The 15,330-nt window shown below is 60.3% G+C and carries 14 protein-coding genes and 1 tRNA gene; 10 read left to right on the top strand and 5 right to left on the bottom strand.

What is annotated here, in order from left to right:
* Positions 1-219 precede the first annotated feature (219 nt).
* From QZ292_RS06545 to QZ292_RS06535, 3 genes are all read right to left on the bottom strand, one after another.
* On the bottom strand, positions 220-549 hold the full coding sequence (locus QZ292_RS06545) for a hypothetical protein (RefSeq protein ID WP_294599522.1): 330 nt from the start codon (positions 547-549) through the stop codon (positions 220-222).
* Positions 550-1,297: 748 nt separating this feature from the next.
* Entirely contained in the window at positions 1,298-1,450 is a 153-nt protein-coding gene (locus QZ292_RS06540; RefSeq protein ID WP_294599519.1) for a hypothetical protein, read from the bottom strand.
* 140 nt (positions 1,451-1,590) lie between these two features.
* A complete protein-coding gene (locus QZ292_RS06535) occupies positions 1,591-2,052 on the bottom strand; it encodes an META domain-containing protein (RefSeq protein ID WP_294599516.1) in 462 nt (153 codons plus the stop codon).
* A gap of 266 nt (positions 2,053-2,318) precedes the next feature.
* On the opposite strand from QZ292_RS06535, the gene QZ292_RS06530 reads away from it, so the two are divergent.
* The 7 genes from QZ292_RS06530 (at position 2,319) to QZ292_RS06500 (ending at position 11,186) form a co-directional block, all read left to right on the top strand.
* Positions 2,319-4,223, top strand: a complete 1,905-nt coding sequence (locus tag QZ292_RS06530; protein WP_294599513.1) for an FISUMP domain-containing protein — start codon at positions 2,319-2,321, stop codon at positions 4,221-4,223.
* Between the two features lie 15 nt (positions 4,224-4,238).
* Complete coding sequence (locus QZ292_RS06525; protein WP_294599511.1) at positions 4,239-6,068, top strand: hypothetical protein; 1,830 nt, start codon at positions 4,239-4,241, stop codon at positions 6,066-6,068.
* Between the two features lie 225 nt (positions 6,069-6,293).
* On the top strand, positions 6,294-6,671 hold the full coding sequence (locus tag QZ292_RS06520; protein WP_294599508.1) for a RidA family protein: 378 nt from the start codon (positions 6,294-6,296) through the stop codon (positions 6,669-6,671).
* A complete protein-coding gene (gene rmuC, locus QZ292_RS06515) occupies positions 6,668-8,077 on the top strand; it encodes a DNA recombination protein RmuC (protein WP_294599506.1) in 1,410 nt (469 codons plus the stop codon). Before QZ292_RS06520 ends, rmuC begins: the two co-directional genes overlap by 4 nt.
* Positions 8,074-8,931: a 4-(cytidine 5'-diphospho)-2-C-methyl-D-erythritol kinase gene (gene ispE / locus QZ292_RS06510; RefSeq protein WP_294599503.1), complete on the top strand. Its 858-nt coding sequence runs from the start codon at positions 8,074-8,076 to the stop codon at positions 8,929-8,931. Before rmuC ends, ispE begins: the two co-directional genes overlap by 4 nt.
* A gap of 42 nt (positions 8,932-8,973) precedes the next feature.
* Positions 8,974-10,521: an acyl-CoA carboxylase subunit beta gene (locus tag QZ292_RS06505; protein ID WP_294599500.1), complete on the top strand. Its 1,548-nt coding sequence runs from the start codon at positions 8,974-8,976 to the stop codon at positions 10,519-10,521.
* Positions 10,522-10,859: 338 nt separating this feature from the next.
* Positions 10,860-11,186: an acetyl-CoA carboxylase biotin carboxyl carrier protein subunit gene (locus QZ292_RS06500; protein WP_294599497.1), complete on the top strand. Its 327-nt coding sequence runs from the start codon at positions 10,860-10,862 to the stop codon at positions 11,184-11,186.
* Between the two features lie 77 nt (positions 11,187-11,263).
* On the opposite strand, the gene QZ292_RS06495 is transcribed toward QZ292_RS06500, so the two are convergent.
* Entirely contained in the window at positions 11,264-12,022 is a 759-nt protein-coding gene (locus QZ292_RS06495) for a tetratricopeptide repeat protein (RefSeq protein WP_294599495.1), read from the bottom strand.
* Positions 12,023-12,113: 91 nt separating this feature from the next.
* Between QZ292_RS06495 and QZ292_RS06490 the strand changes: the two genes are divergently transcribed.
* Together QZ292_RS06490 and QZ292_RS06485 are read left to right on the top strand one after the other, a co-directional pair.
* A tRNA-Arg gene (locus tag QZ292_RS06490) sits at positions 12,114-12,187 on the top strand.
* A 48-nt stretch (positions 12,188-12,235) separates the two neighbouring features.
* Positions 12,236-12,793, top strand: a complete 558-nt coding sequence (locus QZ292_RS06485; protein WP_294599492.1) for a hypothetical protein — start codon at positions 12,236-12,238, stop codon at positions 12,791-12,793.
* 106 nt (positions 12,794-12,899) lie between these two features.
* Here QZ292_RS06485 and QZ292_RS06480 read toward each other — a convergent pair whose 3' ends face one another.
* Positions 12,900-13,607, bottom strand: a complete 708-nt coding sequence (locus QZ292_RS06480) for an XRE family transcriptional regulator (protein ID WP_294599489.1) — start codon at positions 13,605-13,607, stop codon at positions 12,900-12,902.
* A 157-nt stretch (positions 13,608-13,764) separates the two neighbouring features.
* On the opposite strand from QZ292_RS06480, the gene QZ292_RS06475 reads away from it, so the two are divergent.
* The gene (locus QZ292_RS06475) at positions 13,765-15,249 is read left to right on the top strand and encodes a sulfatase-like hydrolase/transferase (protein ID WP_294599486.1); all 1,485 of its coding nucleotides are present in this window, start codon (positions 13,765-13,767) and stop codon (positions 15,247-15,249) included.
* The last annotated feature ends 81 nt before the right edge of the window (positions 15,250-15,330 follow it).

Raw genomic sequence — 15,330 nt, 5'->3', positions numbered from 1 at the left:
TGTTGCTATGGGTTGGCGAAGTATTCGGCTGTGAATTGGGAGCAGTTGGAGCGGGTCGGCGCCCGGGAGGTGCCGCCATATTCGACGCGCGAGCGGCGTGTTGCGGGCCTCCCGATGGGGAGGCGTCCTGCCCGCGCGCCCCTGCGGGGCACAGAGGTCTGGCTGATATTGGTAGAGGCTGCTAACTGGGGTAGACCCGGCCATTTGTGAGTGCGACACTTATTCTTCTGAGAGGCAACGCAACTGAAAACCGTGGGCGCGGTAGTCCGAGCCGCTGGGACCGAGCCACGTCACGTGGAAACCCAAGCCCATGCCATTGGTACCGCTGACCGTCGAAGACCAGCTATAACCGCCGGCGCCGACGCCACGCTGCACGCCATCCGCGCGATAGCGATAGCCCGGGGCGGTGCCACCGGTATAGGGTAGAGGCTGCCATTTCGGAGTGCCCGTCGGCACCGTTTCTTCCGAGAGGCAACGCAACTGAAGACCGTGAGCGCGATAACTGGCATAGCTGGGATAGAGATCGTAAGTGCGGAAAAATAAGAACACCGCGTTGGGCTCGATACCCATAGAGGCCCAATTAAGCCCGTTGCTGCCGACGCCCTCTAATCCGCCGTTGGCTCTTTCGCGGTAGCCCGGGGCGGTGCGTGCTGCACTCCCAATGGACCGTGTCTGTTTAAGGAAATCGTCGGGGGATTTTCAAGGGGGACGAAGTTCCCCTTGAATGTGCTCTTTGCCTACTTTCTACCACATAGTAGAAAGTAGGGGCCCCGCGGCCAACGCGTTCGCGTTACGGCGCGGAGCCTTTATTATTTCCCGCGACTGACAGCCGAACAACGTTAGGTAAATCGGGCTTTGTCTGCGCGCCTTTGGGAAATCTAGTCAAAACGTGCCGGCACATTTTGACGATTTTCCTTTTCAGGCGTCGGCGCGCGGTGGTTAGTACTTTTTGAGTCGCCCGCGGCAATTCTCGTTGGTTGGCTGGGTGCCAACCCACAGAATATGCCCTTTGAGGCGGGCGGGCGACGGGAATGAGCTTTGTCCCGCCTGAAACTGGCCTCGGGCCGGCCGGGCCCCACGTCCCGTGGACGGGCGAAACTTGCGTTTCGCTGCGGCCGCCTCTACCCTAACAGGATAGAATAGCCCTGCGCGGGCGGCGTCCGGCCAATAAGGCAGTGAGAACCCCAATAAAACGCCCGATGGGCGCCCCGGCGGGACAGAGCGAAACTGCGTTTCGCTAAGGCCGTGTCGCAAAATTGGGGCAGAGGCTGCCAATTGTGAGTGCGACACGCACCGTTTATTCCGAGAGGCAACGCAACTGAAAACCGCCGTCGCGATTGTACGTAGCGGAAGAGGCCATATCTGTCGTATAAAACAACAGACGTAAACCGTCCGTGATGCTGATTCCGGAAGACCAGACAGTTCCGTCGCCACCCACATTGCCCAGCACGCCCGTATTGCTGCTGCGGTAGCCCGGGGCGGAGGTCGGAGAACGCCCGGTTTGTTTCGGGTGAAACCCGAGCGCCCGGGGCGGAATACGCAGAGAGGCGACCCCTACGGGCCGCCTCTCGAATGCAAGTGCGGGAGCGATTATTCCGCGTCGGCCGTACCTTTCGCCGTCCGCGGAACCGCCTGCAACAAGGCGACCAGATTGCCGTCGCCGTCCAGCATCAGCAGCCGCCCGCCTTCGAACTTCAACCGCTTGATGTCGGTCAGCCGGCGTACGAAACCGTCTTCGATCTCCGTGTTCGGACAGTACATCCGGGTGGCGCCTGCGTTCGTGATGTCGATGTTGTGTTTCGCATCCTCGTAGAGGCTGTAGCCCGCAAAGAAGTTGTTGCACGGAGCCTGTCCGTAGATCGTCTTTTTGGCAGCGTCGAAAGTCAGCGTGACCGCCTTTTCGGCCGGCACCGATTCGCCCAGGAATTCGATCAGGCGCCAGTCGTCCGCTTCGAGATTGGCGATCTTCGGACTTCCCTTTCGGCATGCGCAGCATGCGCTCAGCAAAACGGCCGCAGCTCCTACGGCGGCCAGCATCCAACCTGTTTTCATCGTGTGTATGAAGGTTTTGAGGTTAAACATCGGTCGAGTCGCTCGACAACGCGAGACAAAAGTAACATAAATTCGGAGAGTGCAAAATTCTTGCCAGGGTTTTCCGGCGCCCGGACTTGTCGGGCTTTTCGGTCGGCCGGCATTCTCGTCGGATAGGATGTCTTGATGGCTAAGAATTGAGCGAGAGGTAGTTCCGTATTTAGAAAAATTATATTTTTGCAGCTGGGATTTTCCGGAATGTGGCGGTAAATACCCATGGCTAATCTATGAAACATACTGAAAACAAGATCGTTACCTCTCTTTTGTGCGGAGCTCTGCTTCTGGGGGCCTGCAAGGACAACACGCTTTCGAAATTAGACGTCGAAAGCGAGCGGCAGACCTATCCGCTGGTTTTGCAGGACAGCGAGGCGCCCGGATCGAACGTGGCCGACAAGGTTCAGGAATTGTCCGTCTATCAGTTCAGCGGCGGCAAGTTTTACCTGAAACAGCAGGTGGCGCCGAACGCCAACGGCGAGATCTCCGTCTCGGCGGCCAGTGGGTCGCGGCTTTACTTCATCAGCGGCATTCCGTTCTCACTCTCGGGCGAGACCATCGACGAGGAAAACTTCTGTCGGATTGCGGTCGGGCGCGATTTGCACGACAACTCTGCGCCGGAGTTCATGACAGCGGTGGTCGACCTGGGAAGCGACGCCGAAACCCGGAGCGCGGGAGATCCGCGGGTCGTTTCGCTCAAACGCAGCGTGGCGCGGCTCGACGTCGATGCTTCGGCAGACAGCAAAATACGGATCAACGAAATCCTGGTCGAAGATGCTCCGGCCGCGATCTATCCCTTCCGCGAAGGCGAGACGGCCTCGGAAGAGACGGTCAGCTACCGCAAAGTCTTCGAAACGGGAGTGGGCGGGAAACAGGAGTCCGTGTTCTGCCTGTTCGAGAGCCCCCGGCCCGTTCATGTCGTCCTGCTCGGCAATTATGACGATGCCCCGTTGCGGCTGAAGATGGAGCTGCCGACCGTCGAACGGAACAAAGTGTATGCCGTCGAAGTGCGCAACTCGGGAGCGGTGATCGAGGGGACGGTCGAGGTGAAACCCTGGGACGAGGGAGGAACGATTATCGGGAGCCCCGATACGGGGAATCGGATCCTGATCGACAAGGAGCGTTCTCTCTTCCCGGCCGACGTCAAGGTCGATTATCAGAACAACCTGATCGAGGTGCCGGCCGGCGGAGCGGCCGGGATGAGGCTCGCCTTCCGGGGCGACAGCCGGATCGACATTCATTCGGTCGACGGGATGCTGCCGGACGTGACCTTGGGCGAAGTCTCGGTCTCGGAAGAGGCTGCCGGCGGGTTCCTCTCCGCGTTCGAAGCCTCGGTGGCGCCTCAGGGGCGGGGCCGGCTCGGTTACTCGGTGATCGTGCATCTGAAGAGCGCCCTGACCCAACTGTCGTACGACTATGTGGAAATTCGCGTCGCGCCCAGCGAACATCAGATCGAGACCGTCGAGATAGGCGGGGTGACCTGGATGGCCTTCAACGCCCGCACGCGCGATCTGGAAGATCAGGTCTATCCGCTCGACGGCCTGACCGTCGAGGAGATGTACCGGGAGAGCTGGATCAACACCGTCGGCGGCCTGTTCCAGTTCGGACGGCTCTATATGTATGTGCCGTGGCAGAGCTACAACCCCTCCAACGACGTGGGACACCAGGGAGCGGCCAACGCGCCGTGGGTGAGCGACGACTACATGCCGTGTCCCGAGGGCTACCGCGTGCCGACGCGGGCCGAGTGGCGGGCCATTCTGCCGACCACGGCCCAGATTCCGGGCAGCTATACCGCTGCAAACGGCGAACAGATCACGGCCACGGTTCATGTCGCCAACGGGACGCTCGTAACGCCGACCGGTGTGCGCGGGACGCAGCGCTACGCGAAACTCGCCGTGGACGGGACGGATCGTTATCTGATTCTGCCGATGGGTGGGGTGAAAGGCGATAAATCGACGTCGAATAACCCGGGCTTCGGAAACGGAGTCGCGATGTGGACTAACGACCGGACGGGATGCTCCGGGGGATATGGCTGGACATGTTGGATGGTCTTCTCGGGAACTACCGGGGCGATTACGGTGACCGAGCCGCAGTTCCAGATGGAAGGCTTCGCATACGTACGTTGCGTCAAGAAATAAGAGAGGAGGCGCGGGATGAAAAACATACGGAAAATCGTTATCCTCCTTTTGGGAGCTGTGTGGGTGCTGGCCGGGTGCTCGAAACGGCAGGAGTTCGACCTTCGGGCGCCGGGCGAAGGGAGTGTCACCTTCCTCTTCGGCTTTCAGGAGGCGGAGGCTGACTCCGCCCTCTCCACACGGGCCGGCGGCCCCGAGCGGCTGCCCGAAGAGCGGATCGGACAGATGTGGTATCTGATTACCGACAGCCGCGGCGAGCGGCTCGACCTCCGGACGCACAGACTGGAAGCCGACTTCTCCAAACTGACCGTCGAAGGGCTGAAAGAGGGGGATTACACCATCGTTTTCATGGCCGCCGCCGATGCCGAACAGGCCCGGACGACGGTCGAACTGCCGGATCGGCTGACGGACGTCTGGCTGCGGAATCCGACCGACGCCGAGCCGCTGGACGCAGTCTATTACTACAAGAAGCTGGACTTCCATATCGGACGCGAACAGGCGTCGGTCTCGCAGACGGTGGCCCTAGAGCGGTGTGTCGGACGGGTCGATGTGGATCTGAACCTCACGTCGGAATATATGTGGCGGTTCATCCGCAAGGTGGAGATCGAGTTCGACCAGACGGACGGCGTCTATACGGCTTTCGATGCGACCGGAGTCTATTCCGGTGTGGGAGCGGTTCCGGTGTATGACATCACGGAGACCTGCTCGTTCTATTCGCTACCGAGCCGGAACGCGCTGTCGGGCGTCGTGACCGTCGAGTCGGAACGCAGCGACGGGACGCACTTCGTGCGCAGGTACCGCTTCTCGGAGTGCCGGATCGAGGCCGGACGCATCTCGCACATCAGCATCCGGTACCTCCATCCGGAGAGTCAGGAGGGGCTGCTGTATGTCCGCGAGCAAGACCTCGCGAGGTTCGATCTCGACACCATGTTCCTGGCCGACGAGCCGCGGGAGGTCTTCTACAACTCCGGCCGGCGGTCGTTCTATGCCAATGCGCCGCTGCAGCTCTCGGTGAATCAGGATCACCGGATGCTGGTGAAGTTCTATTCGCCCGTCGCCATCCGGGACGTGAAGATCATGTGCCGGTTCAATAAGTTCAGTCCGGAATTCGTCGAGCTGGCGCGGTTCGACCTGATCTATCCCTTTATGGAAGCCGCGTTCGAGTTGCCGGTCGTCAGCTCGGAGCGCCTGTTCGCGACCGCTTCCGGGCGGAAAATCCGGGTGCCGGCACAGCCGGAGCTGACCAACGACGATGTGACGTTCCTGATTCAGACCGAAGACCCGTTCATGAAGAAAATCGAACGGATCGACAGCCGGTGGTACATCCGTTTCTCGCCCTACTCGGCCGATGCCGGGCATGCCTATTGGCGGCATATGAACCCTCTGTTGTGTCGCCACGGCGTGGCTCTGGCGCTGAACATGGCCTTCATGTTCTCCTCCGAAGAGTTCAATGCCGAAATGAACAATTACGAAGGGCGGCTGCTGGACAACGGCCGGAATCCGATCAACCTGGATGCCTTGCGTCAGCGGATCCGCGGTCACGGCGGATTGGTGCTGGGCTGCGTGGCCGGAGTCGGCGGACTGGGCGGCGGCAGTACGTATGGGCTGGCCAACTATTGCTACACGGGCGTCTATTTCGACGCGACGCCTCCGAACAGCCATCCGCACAGTTATCCGCGTCAGGCCATGTTCCACGAATACGGCCACTGTCTGGGCTATAACCACTCCAGTACGATGACCTACGGGAATCAGTGGACGGTGCTTTGCGCCACGGTTTTCGTGCAGATGGGGAAAGACGGGAAACTGCCGGTTTGTTCCAAAGACGCGGTGGGCAATCTGCCGATGTGACGGCCGGAGTTTCTACGAGAATAGTGAAATCGGAGCCGGAAAGGTGTTGAACCTTTCCGGCTCCGGTTTTTATTAGATGGGCGGCTCCGCTCGTCGGCCCCTCCCGGGCGGCGTTTCGGGGAGCGAACCCTTTGCGCAATCCGGCTATTTCTCCTAACTTCGCGGACAGAGAGGACGGGTGTCGGCCCGCCTCCGGAAAATTTCTGCAAAAAAAACAATCGCATCATGAAAAAACTGATCGCCACACCGGATGCTCCGGCAGCCGTAGGGCCTTACAGCCAGGCTGTCGAAGCCGGCGAAACCCTCTACATCTCGGGCCAGCTGCCCATCGACCCGAAGACCAAGACCATGCCCGACGGCGTGCGGGAACAGACCGTCCAGAGCCTGAGGAACATCACCGCCATTCTCGAGGCGGCCGGATACACCAAAAACGACGTCGTGAAATCGACCGTCCTGCTGGCCGACATCGCCGACTTCGCCACGATGAACGAAGCCTATGCCGAATTCTACACCGAGAATCCGCCCGCCCGGGTGGCCTTTCAGGTCGCCGCGCTGCCCATGGGCGCCCGGGTTGAGATCGAAACCATAGCCGTCAGGGGATGACAGTTCTCCTGACCATACTGATCGTCGTGGCGGTCGCTGCGGCGGCAGCGCTCTGGGCGCAGCTGCGGAGCGACCGGCGCCTCTCCCGGACGACGGCCGGAGAGCTCGCCGCAGCGCGGGCCGAGCTCGTCGCCGCGCAGACGCTGGTGAGCGAGAATGCCACCTTGCGGGCCGAAGTCTCGGCCCTCGGCGCTCGGGCCGGAGAACAGCAGGAGGCCCTGCGGGCCGCCGTGGAGGAGAATACCGCCTTGCGCGACGAACTGAGCCGTTCCCGCGCCGAGGTGCGCATCTGGAGCGAGCGGTTCGAAAATCAGACCACCGAACGGGAAAAACTTCAGCAACAGTTCGCCGACCACTTCCGGAACCTCGCCAACGACATTCTGGAGGAGAAAACCCGCCGGTTTACCGACACCAACCGGAAGAACATCGATGAGCTGCTGAAGCCGTTGAGCGAAAACATCGAACATTTCCGCCAGCGGATCGAACGCGACTCCACCGAACGGAAAGTGCTGGAGGCCGAGATCAAACGGCTCCACGAGATGAGCAACCGCGTGAGTCAGGAGGCCAACAACCTCGCGGCGGCCCTGCGCGGCAATTCCAAAACGCAGGGCGACTGGGGAGAGATGATTCTCGAGACGCTCCTCGAAAGCTCCGGGCTGCAAAAGGGGATCCACTTCCGCGTGCAGGAGGATTTCCGCACGGAAGAGGGAGACCACGTGCGGCCGGACGTCGTGCTCGTTCTGCCGGACGACAAACAGATGATCATCGACTCGAAAGTTTCGCTGACCGCCTATGCCAACTACGTCGATGTGGCCGACGACCCGGACGAGGGGGTGCGGCGGGCGGCTCTGTCGGCCCATGCGGCCTCCGTGCGGCGGCACATCGACGAGCTCGCCGCAAAAAGCTATCAGAAACTGACCTCCGGGTCGCCGGACTTCGTCATCATGTTCGTGCCCAACGAACCGGCCTTCCTCATGGCCTTGCAGTGCGACGCCAAGCTGTGGGACGACGCCTATCGCAAGAAAGTCATCCTGAGCAGTCCGACCAACCTCTTCGCCATCCTCAAGATCGTCGACGACCTCTGGCGGCGCGACAACCAGGACCGCTACGCGATGGAGATCGCCCGGCAGGGGGGCGCGCTGTACGACAAATTCGTCGGTTTCGCCGAGAACTTCCTCGCCGTGGGCGACGCGCTGGGGCGGACGGACAAAGCCTATCGGGCCGCTCTCGGACAGCTCCGGGAGGGGAACGGCAACCTGGTGCGGCGGGCCGAGTCGCTCCGGAAACTGGGCGTCAAGGCCTCCAAAAAGATGCCTCAGGCTTTGGTGCCGCTGGACGACGCGGTCGAGTTGCCGGAACCGGATCGGGCTGCGGAGAAGGATAACGATTCAAGCGCTGCGGAATGATTCTTTTCCCCCACTGCAAAATCAACCTCGGACTGCACATTACGGCGCGGCGGGCGGACGGGTATCACGAGATCGAGACCCTGTTCCATCCGGTGCGCGGCCTGTGCGACGCCGTCGAAATCCTGCCCGCCGGCGAGGCGGAGGGAGACGACGGAGGGACGATCGTCTTTTCTTCCACGGGACTGACGGTGGATTGTCCGGAGGAGAAGAACCTGTGCGTCCGGGCCGCGAAAATCTTGCGCGAAGCCTTTCCGGAGCCGTTCGCCGCGGCGGGCGGGGTGCGGATCCACCTTCACAAGACGATCCCTTTCGGAGCCGGGCTGGGCGGCGGATCGGCCGATGCCACGGCCGTGCTCGTCGGACTCAACGAAGTGCTCTCGCTGGGGCTGACGACCGAAGAGCTCGTCCCCTTTGCGGCGCGGCTGGGAAGCGATACGGTCTTTTTTCTCCACGACCGGCCGATGCTCGGGACGGGGCGCGGCGAACGGCTCGAACCGTTCGCCGGCCTCGACCTGACGGGGTGGCGGCTCCTGCTGGTCAAACCGCCGGTCGGGGTCTCGACGGCCGAAGCTTACTCGCTGGTCACACCGCGCGTTCCGGCGGTGCCGTTGGACGAAATCCTGAGCCGGCCGGTCGAGGCGTGGCGAGGCAAACTCGTCAATGACTTCGAGGAACCGCTTTTCCGGCGCCTGCCGGTGCTGGGCGGGATACGCGCCGAACTCTATCGCCGCGGGGCGGTCTATGCCGCCTTGTCGGGATCGGGAGCGACCCTTTTCGGCCTCTTTCCCGCCGGGAGCGGACTCCCGGTCGAGGGGTGGCCGGCCGGCTATTTTGTCCGGCCCGAAACGTTGTAACAGAAAAATGTTATATTTGTCTGAATCTTTAATCGAATTACTATGACCGTAGACAAGAAAATTCTCGACCTCAGGCAGAGAAAAGAGAAGGTCTTCAACGGCGGAGGGCTCAAGGCGATCGAAAAACAGAAAGCCATGGGCAAACTCACGGCCCGCGAACGGATCATCGCTCTGCTGGACGCCGATTCTTTCCATGAATACGACATCTTTGTGGAACACTCCGGAACGGAGTTCGGCATGCAGAACAAAGAGCTGCCGGGCGACGGGGTGATTATCGGCACGGGTACCATTTGCGGCAATCCGGTGGCGGTGTTCGCCCAGGACTTTACCGTCGCAGGAGGATCGCTCGGGCTGATGCACGCACGGAAGATCACCAAAATTATGGACTACGCGCTGGACATGCGGATGCCGCTCATCGGGATCAACGACTCGGGCGGAGCGCGGATTCAGGAGGGGGTCAATGCGCTGGCCGGGTATGGCGAGATTTTCTTCCGCAATACGATGGCTTCGGGGGTGATTCCGCAGATCTCGGTCATCCTGGGGCCGTGTGCGGGCGGGGCGGTCTATTCGCCGGCCCTGACCGACTTCGTCTTCGTGGTGGACAAAACCTCCAAGATGTTCATCACCGGGCCGGAAGTCATCAAAACGGTGCTGGGCGAGGAGATCTCGATGGAAGAGCTCGGCGGGGCCCGCGTCCACTGCGAACAGACCGGGAACGCCCACTTCTTCGCCGAATCGGAAGAGGAGTGCTTCCGGCAGATCCGGCAGCTGATCTCGACCATTCCGCAGAACAATGCCCAGCCGGCCGAACGGACGAAACCGGCCGAACCGCTGACCAAAAAATACGACATCTCGAAGATCGTGCCGGGCGATCCGGCGCAGCCGTACGACGTGCGCGACGTGATCCGGGCGGTGAGCGACGGCAGCGAGTTCGTCGAAGTGATGGAACTCTTTGCCGGGAATATCGTCGTGGGCTTCGGACGCGTGAACGGCCAGACGGTGGGCTTCGTGGCCAACCAGCCGATGGTGATGGCGGGGGTGCTGGACTGCGATTCGTCGGATAAGGCGGCTCGGTTTATCCGCTTCTGCGACGCGTTCAATGTGCCGCTCGTGACCATCGAAGACCTGCCGGGCTACCTGCCGGGGGTCGATCAGGAGCATGCGGGGGTGATTCGGCATGGGGCGAAGTTGCTCTACGCCTACTCCGAAGCGACGGTGCCCAAAATTACGGTCATCCTGCGGAAGGCGTACGGCGGGGGGTATATTGCCATGAACTCCAGGCACCTGCGGGCGGACTTCGTCTTCGCGTGGCCGCAGGCCGAAATCGCGGTCATGGGGCCGGAGGGGGCTGCGAATGTGATCTTCCGTAAGGAGATCATGGCGGCGGAAAATCCGGAGGAGATGCGCCAACTCAAAATTCAGGAGTACAAGGACAAATTCGCGAATCCGTATGTGGCGGCGGCTAAGGGGTATATCGATGCGGTGATCGAACCGGAAGAGACGCGCAAGTGTCTGATTCATGCCTTAGAGGTGGCTCAGCGCAAATCGGTGCTCCGGCCGGAAAAGAAACATGGCGTCCCGCCGTTTTAATCCATCACTCTCTTGTACTGTTTTTTTGAAACAGGAGGGAACTGTTCTTTTTGTGAACAAAAAGAACCAAAAAAACTTTAGAGGATGCTTACGCATCCTAAAGCTGCCGGCGGCCCAAACCTCGGACTCTTCTTTGGGCCGGGAGTTGTAGCGCGCTAATGCAAGCTAAACCTTATTGCGCGCTACAACCCCGACCCAAAAGACTCTCGAAGACTGAGGACTGCGGAGCGTAAGGAGTAGCGTAGCTATCTAAAAGTCTTTTGGGTACCTTTTCTGAAGAAAAGGTACGGTTCTGTCCGGCTCAAAGAACAGCAAAGCGAGTAATAAAAAATAGGCAGATGAATAAGACAGAAGGAGCGGTTCAGTTGGAAGTGCTGGCGACCGAGAACGGCAGTTATCCGACGACCCTGACCGCCAAATATAAGAATCGGGAGCCTTGGGTTGCGAAAGATCCGCGGCGGATCGTTTCGTTTATTCCGGGGACGATCACTACCGTCGACGTGAAAGTCGGGGATCGGGTGAAAGAAGGCGACGTGTTGCTGACCTTCAAGGCGATGAAGATGCACAACACCTACCGTTCGCCGATCGGCGGGACGGTGGCGCGGGTGCATGTGGCCGCGGGCGATGTGGTGGCCAAGGGTGTGTTGCTGCTCGAATTCGAGTAGACGGCAACGACTTGTACCACTGTATATAACGCGGCCTCTCCTCTCTGTCCTTAGGTCGAGAGGAGAGGCCGCGTGTGTTATTTTGTCAGTGCGGCCGTGAACTCCGGGAACTCGCGCCACAACGCCTCCGTCCGCAGCCAGAGACGTCGCGCTTCTGCCGAAGCGCTCGGCCGGCGCGACTCGATGTCCGACAGGTAGTCCGGCGTGATTTCATGTTCGCAGGCCGTCCACTCCTTGTATAGAGCCGGTGCCTCCCGCTCCATGGCTGTCCGGATCTCGGCCGGAGACAAAGCGTGGCGACGGAAAGCCGCCCAGTATTTCGCCAGTCGGGTCGAGATCGCCTCCTCGCGCAGCAGTGCTGTCGTCTCGTCGAACAGTTCCCATTCTTCCAGAGCGGCATAACAGTACGCCAGCCATTCCGAAGCGTTTAGGTGGTCTTCCGGGTCACGGTCGATCAGCAATTCCCACATCGCCGTCGCCACCTCGAAGTCGCCGATGGTAAAGTGATCCACGGCCGAATCGTACACCATCGAAAGGGCCTGAACCGTGTAGCCGTCCTCCCAGTCCAGTACGATGAATTCGTCGTCCGTCTCGTCCAACAGGTCGCAAACTAATCCGGCGCCGTCCCACCGCAGCTGACAAGCCTCGGCCAGCCGTCCCTCTTCGGTGTAACGGGTCGCCAATGCCTCCCGGGCTGCGAAATGGGCCGGAGCGGCAGCCAGCAGCTCGGCGAGCGAGCGTTCGTCGGCCGCCTCGGGTACGCGTCGTGCGGGATGCGACGGGACGAGTTTGTAAACGGTGTCGATAACGGGTTCGAGGCGCAGCGGGTTTTTCATCGGAGAATACCTGTTGGTGGTACGATAGGACAAAGATACGCTTTCGGATTTGGAAACCAGCGTCTGAAATGCTACTTTTGTACCCCGGAAGGGTCCCGTAGCTCAGCTGGATAGAGCAACAGATTTCTAATCTGTCGGCCACAGGTTCGAATCCTGTCGGGATCACTTTAGAGATAGTCTCAGCGTCGCTCGATGGTGAGACTATTCCTTTTTTTGGAAAGTATGTTGGAAGATCAGGTAAAGGAGATTCGACAGTATATCGAACTGGGGCGTCGGATGCCTGTCGGGCAGATTCGGCGGAACAGATGGGTGTACCGGGGCTCTGGATTGGCGGCCGCTGCGGCGGGAGTCGTGGCTGCGGTGATGGTCGGCGGAGCCGGCGGATTCGGGCTTCGATGGCTGTGGCGGAGCTGTGATTGGTCGGAGCTGGCGGAGCAATTGACGGGTTTGGGGCTCGTGATGGGGATGATTCTGGTGGGACGAGCGGTGGGTATCGCTGTTTGGTCGAGACTCCGGAGCAGATTCTTCTGTCGAGGCTTGCGGCCGTTGGTGACGATTCGTCCGGAGGCGGGGGATCCGTATATCGGGCGGATGTTCTTGGATAGAGAGGGCCGGGTGGCGGTGGTTTACGGACGGATGCGGGGCCGGATTTATCGGATATTCGGTTTGAAGGCCGGTCTTCCCCGGCGAGGGTATCTGTTCCTGCGCGCCGGAGCGGGGAGGGAGGGCTTCCTGGCGGAACCGGACGATGGAGCGGCCGAGCATAAATAAACCGGACGGCGCCGGACATGACGGGGGGCGCTCCTTTTTCCGTCGCCTTTTCCCGGTTTCTCAACCCGTGAGCGTACATTGGCGGCATCTGGAGCCGCGCCTCCCGTCACCCCATCGTGTTGAACCGTACCGAAGCCTTCACCATGGCCAGCGCCCGAATCGCTTTGATCGGAATCTCTTTCGGAGCGTGGTGCGGATTGTGGCTCACTAACAGGACATAGTCCGGTCGGCCCTCGATCTTCTTGACGAACTTCACCGTGATGTACTCCTCGCCCTCGTAGCTGAACGAAATCAGGTACATTTCGCCCCAGATGATGTTGTAGAAGTCCTGTATCTGTTTGTACATCACGATGTCGCCCGCCTTGAGCAGCGGGTACATCGAGTCGCCCCGGACGTAGACCGCTCCGTCGCACCGCGGCAGGTCGGGAATCGACAGATAGTCGATCGGTGTGTTCTGGTTGGTGAAGATCGGCGTCAGTCCGGCCGTCGCTTCGAAATCGTACAGCGGTACCTGCTGGCGCTCCATCCGGATGTCGCTCGTCCGCGTCCGGATCGGCCGAACCACCGTGCCGGATGCGGCTGCCGAAGCGTCGCTGCGGAGCATCTCGCCCTCGCCCGAGAGGAGCCACCCTTTGGCCACCTCCGGAAAGGCCATGACGATCCGGTCGGCCAGCCGATCCGAAATCCCGTTTCGCCCCCGTTGAATGTGGTAGATCGTGTCCGGATATTTCAACCCGATTCGTTCGGCGAATTTTTTCCCGTTCAGCCGGGTGTATTTCAGTAAGGCTTCTATGCGGCGGGCGTCGGTCATCATATAATATGTATGAATTTTCGGAGCTGAATCGGTGTAAAGGTATTATAAAAATATGAAAAATCCCAATGCTATAACTATAAAAGGGAGGGTCGGGGAGAGGCAGATGGGAATGCAGGAGAAGTTTTTGTACATTTGTTTCTGTTCATATCAGTGATTCATGGATAAAAAAACTCTGCTTACCCTGTCCGCCCTGGCTTTGGCCGGTGCGGGAGCTTCGGCGCAGCAGCGCATGAACGTGCTGTTCATCCTGACCGACGATTTCCAGAACAACGCGATCCGCACCCTCGGCCGCGAGGATGTACATACGCCGAATATCGACTACATCTACAGTCAGGGGACGGCTTTCACCAACTGTTATACCAACGGGGCGATCGGCGGGGCGCTGTCGATGCCCAGCCGGGCGATGATCATGACCGGCCGCGGCGTTTTCGAGATTACTCAGGACGGCTGGGTCATCGCTCCGCGCCACACGATGCTGCCGGAACAGTTGCGCAAGGAGGGCTACCGCACGTTCGAGACGGGCAAGTGGCACTCGGATTTCGAGTCGTTCAACCGGGCGTTTTCCGAGGCGGAGAACATCTATTTCGGCGGGATGCACCGTTACGAAGACGGCGGCCATGTGACGCCGCTGCTGATGCACTACGACCCGAAGGGGGATTACAAGAACCAGAAACCGTTCGTGGGGTCGAAATTCTCGTCGGAGATGTATGCCGATGCGGCGGTCGATTTCCTGACCCGCTCGGCGGGGGATACGACGCCGTTTTTCGCCTATGTGGCGTTCACCTCGCCGCACGATCCGCGCAACCGTCATCCGTGGTATGGAACTTTGTATGATCCGGACACGATCCGGCTGCCGGTGAATTATCGCCCGCAGCATGCGTTCGACAACGGGGAGTTGCAGGTGCGGGACGAGGTCGTGGTGCCGGCGCCGCGCGACCGGGCGACGGTGCGGAAGGAGCTGGCGGACTACTACGGGATGATCAGCGAGGTGGATGCGCAGATCGGCCGGGTGATCGATGCGCTCGAAAAGAGCGGGAAGCTGGAGCATACGATCGTGGTCTTCGCGGGCGACAACGGTCTGGCGATGGGGCAGCACGGGCTGATGGGCAAGCAGAGTCTGTACGACCACAGCATCAAGGTGCCGCTGGTGGTCTGGGCGCCGGGCGTCCCGAAGGGGGAGCGGAACGAGGGGCTGTGTTACCTGTATGACATCAATCCGACGCTGTCGGAGTTGCTGGATATCCCGTCGGCGGAGTCGGTGACGGGGCGTTCGTTGGCCGCTGCTTTGAAGCGGGGGGCGAAGGGCGAGACGCCGCGCGACCGGGTCTGGCTGGCTTATTCGAGCATCCACCGGGCGCTGGTGATGGATGGCCGAAAGTATATCGTTTACAATGTGGGGGGCAGGATCACGGAGCAGTTGTTCGACCTGCGGAACGATCCGTGGGAGATGACGAATCTGCTGGAGGGAACGCCGTCGAAAAGGGTGCGGAAATTGGCTGACAAGTATCGCTCGGCACTGAAGGAGGAGATGAAGCGGGGAAATGATTTCTGCGATCTGGATCGCCCGACGGCGGAGCATGGGTCGTGGTGGGAGAAGAACGAAAAGATCTCCTGGACGGACGGCGTCAATCTGATTAAATAATCAGTTCGTTTATTTGCGCCTTATCTGGAGGGTACTGTTCTTTTTGTGAACAAAAAGAACCAAAAAAACTTTAGAGGATGC

The organism is uncultured Rikenella sp., from assembly GCF_910577125.1.
In the GTDB taxonomy this organism is placed as follows: Bacteria; Bacteroidota; Bacteroidia; order Bacteroidales; family Rikenellaceae; genus Rikenella.
The sequence above is the reverse complement of the archived record's forward strand: the minus strand, read 5'-3'. Positions and strand labels throughout refer to the sequence as shown.

Coding starts and splice junctions, on each gene's coding strand:
- QZ292_RS06525 (WP_294599511.1), top strand. CDS start 4,239: ATGAAAAACATACGGAAAATCGTTATCCTCCTTTTGGGAGCTGTGTGG.
- QZ292_RS06505 (WP_294599500.1), top strand. CDS start 8,974: ATGACCGTAGACAAGAAAATTCTCGACCTCAGGCAGAGAAAAGAGAAG.
- QZ292_RS06530 (WP_294599513.1), top strand. CDS start 2,319: ATGAAACATACTGAAAACAAGATCGTTACCTCTCTTTTGTGCGGAGCT.
- QZ292_RS06480 (WP_294599489.1), bottom strand. CDS start 13,607: ATGATGACCGACGCCCGCCGCATAGAAGCCTTACTGAAATACACCCGG.
- QZ292_RS06520 (WP_294599508.1), top strand. CDS start 6,294: ATGAAAAAACTGATCGCCACACCGGATGCTCCGGCAGCCGTAGGGCCT.
- QZ292_RS06495 (WP_294599495.1), bottom strand. CDS start 12,022: ATGAAAAACCCGCTGCGCCTCGAACCCGTTATCGACACCGTTTACAAA.
- ispE (WP_294599503.1), top strand. CDS start 8,074: ATGATTCTTTTCCCCCACTGCAAAATCAACCTCGGACTGCACATTACG.
- rmuC (WP_294599506.1), top strand. CDS start 6,668: ATGACAGTTCTCCTGACCATACTGATCGTCGTGGCGGTCGCTGCGGCG.
- QZ292_RS06535 (WP_294599516.1), bottom strand. CDS start 2,052: ATGAAAACAGGTTGGATGCTGGCCGCCGTAGGAGCTGCGGCCGTTTTG.
- QZ292_RS06500 (WP_294599497.1), top strand. CDS start 10,860: ATGAATAAGACAGAAGGAGCGGTTCAGTTGGAAGTGCTGGCGACCGAG.
- QZ292_RS06475 (WP_294599486.1), top strand. CDS start 13,765: ATGGATAAAAAAACTCTGCTTACCCTGTCCGCCCTGGCTTTGGCCGGT.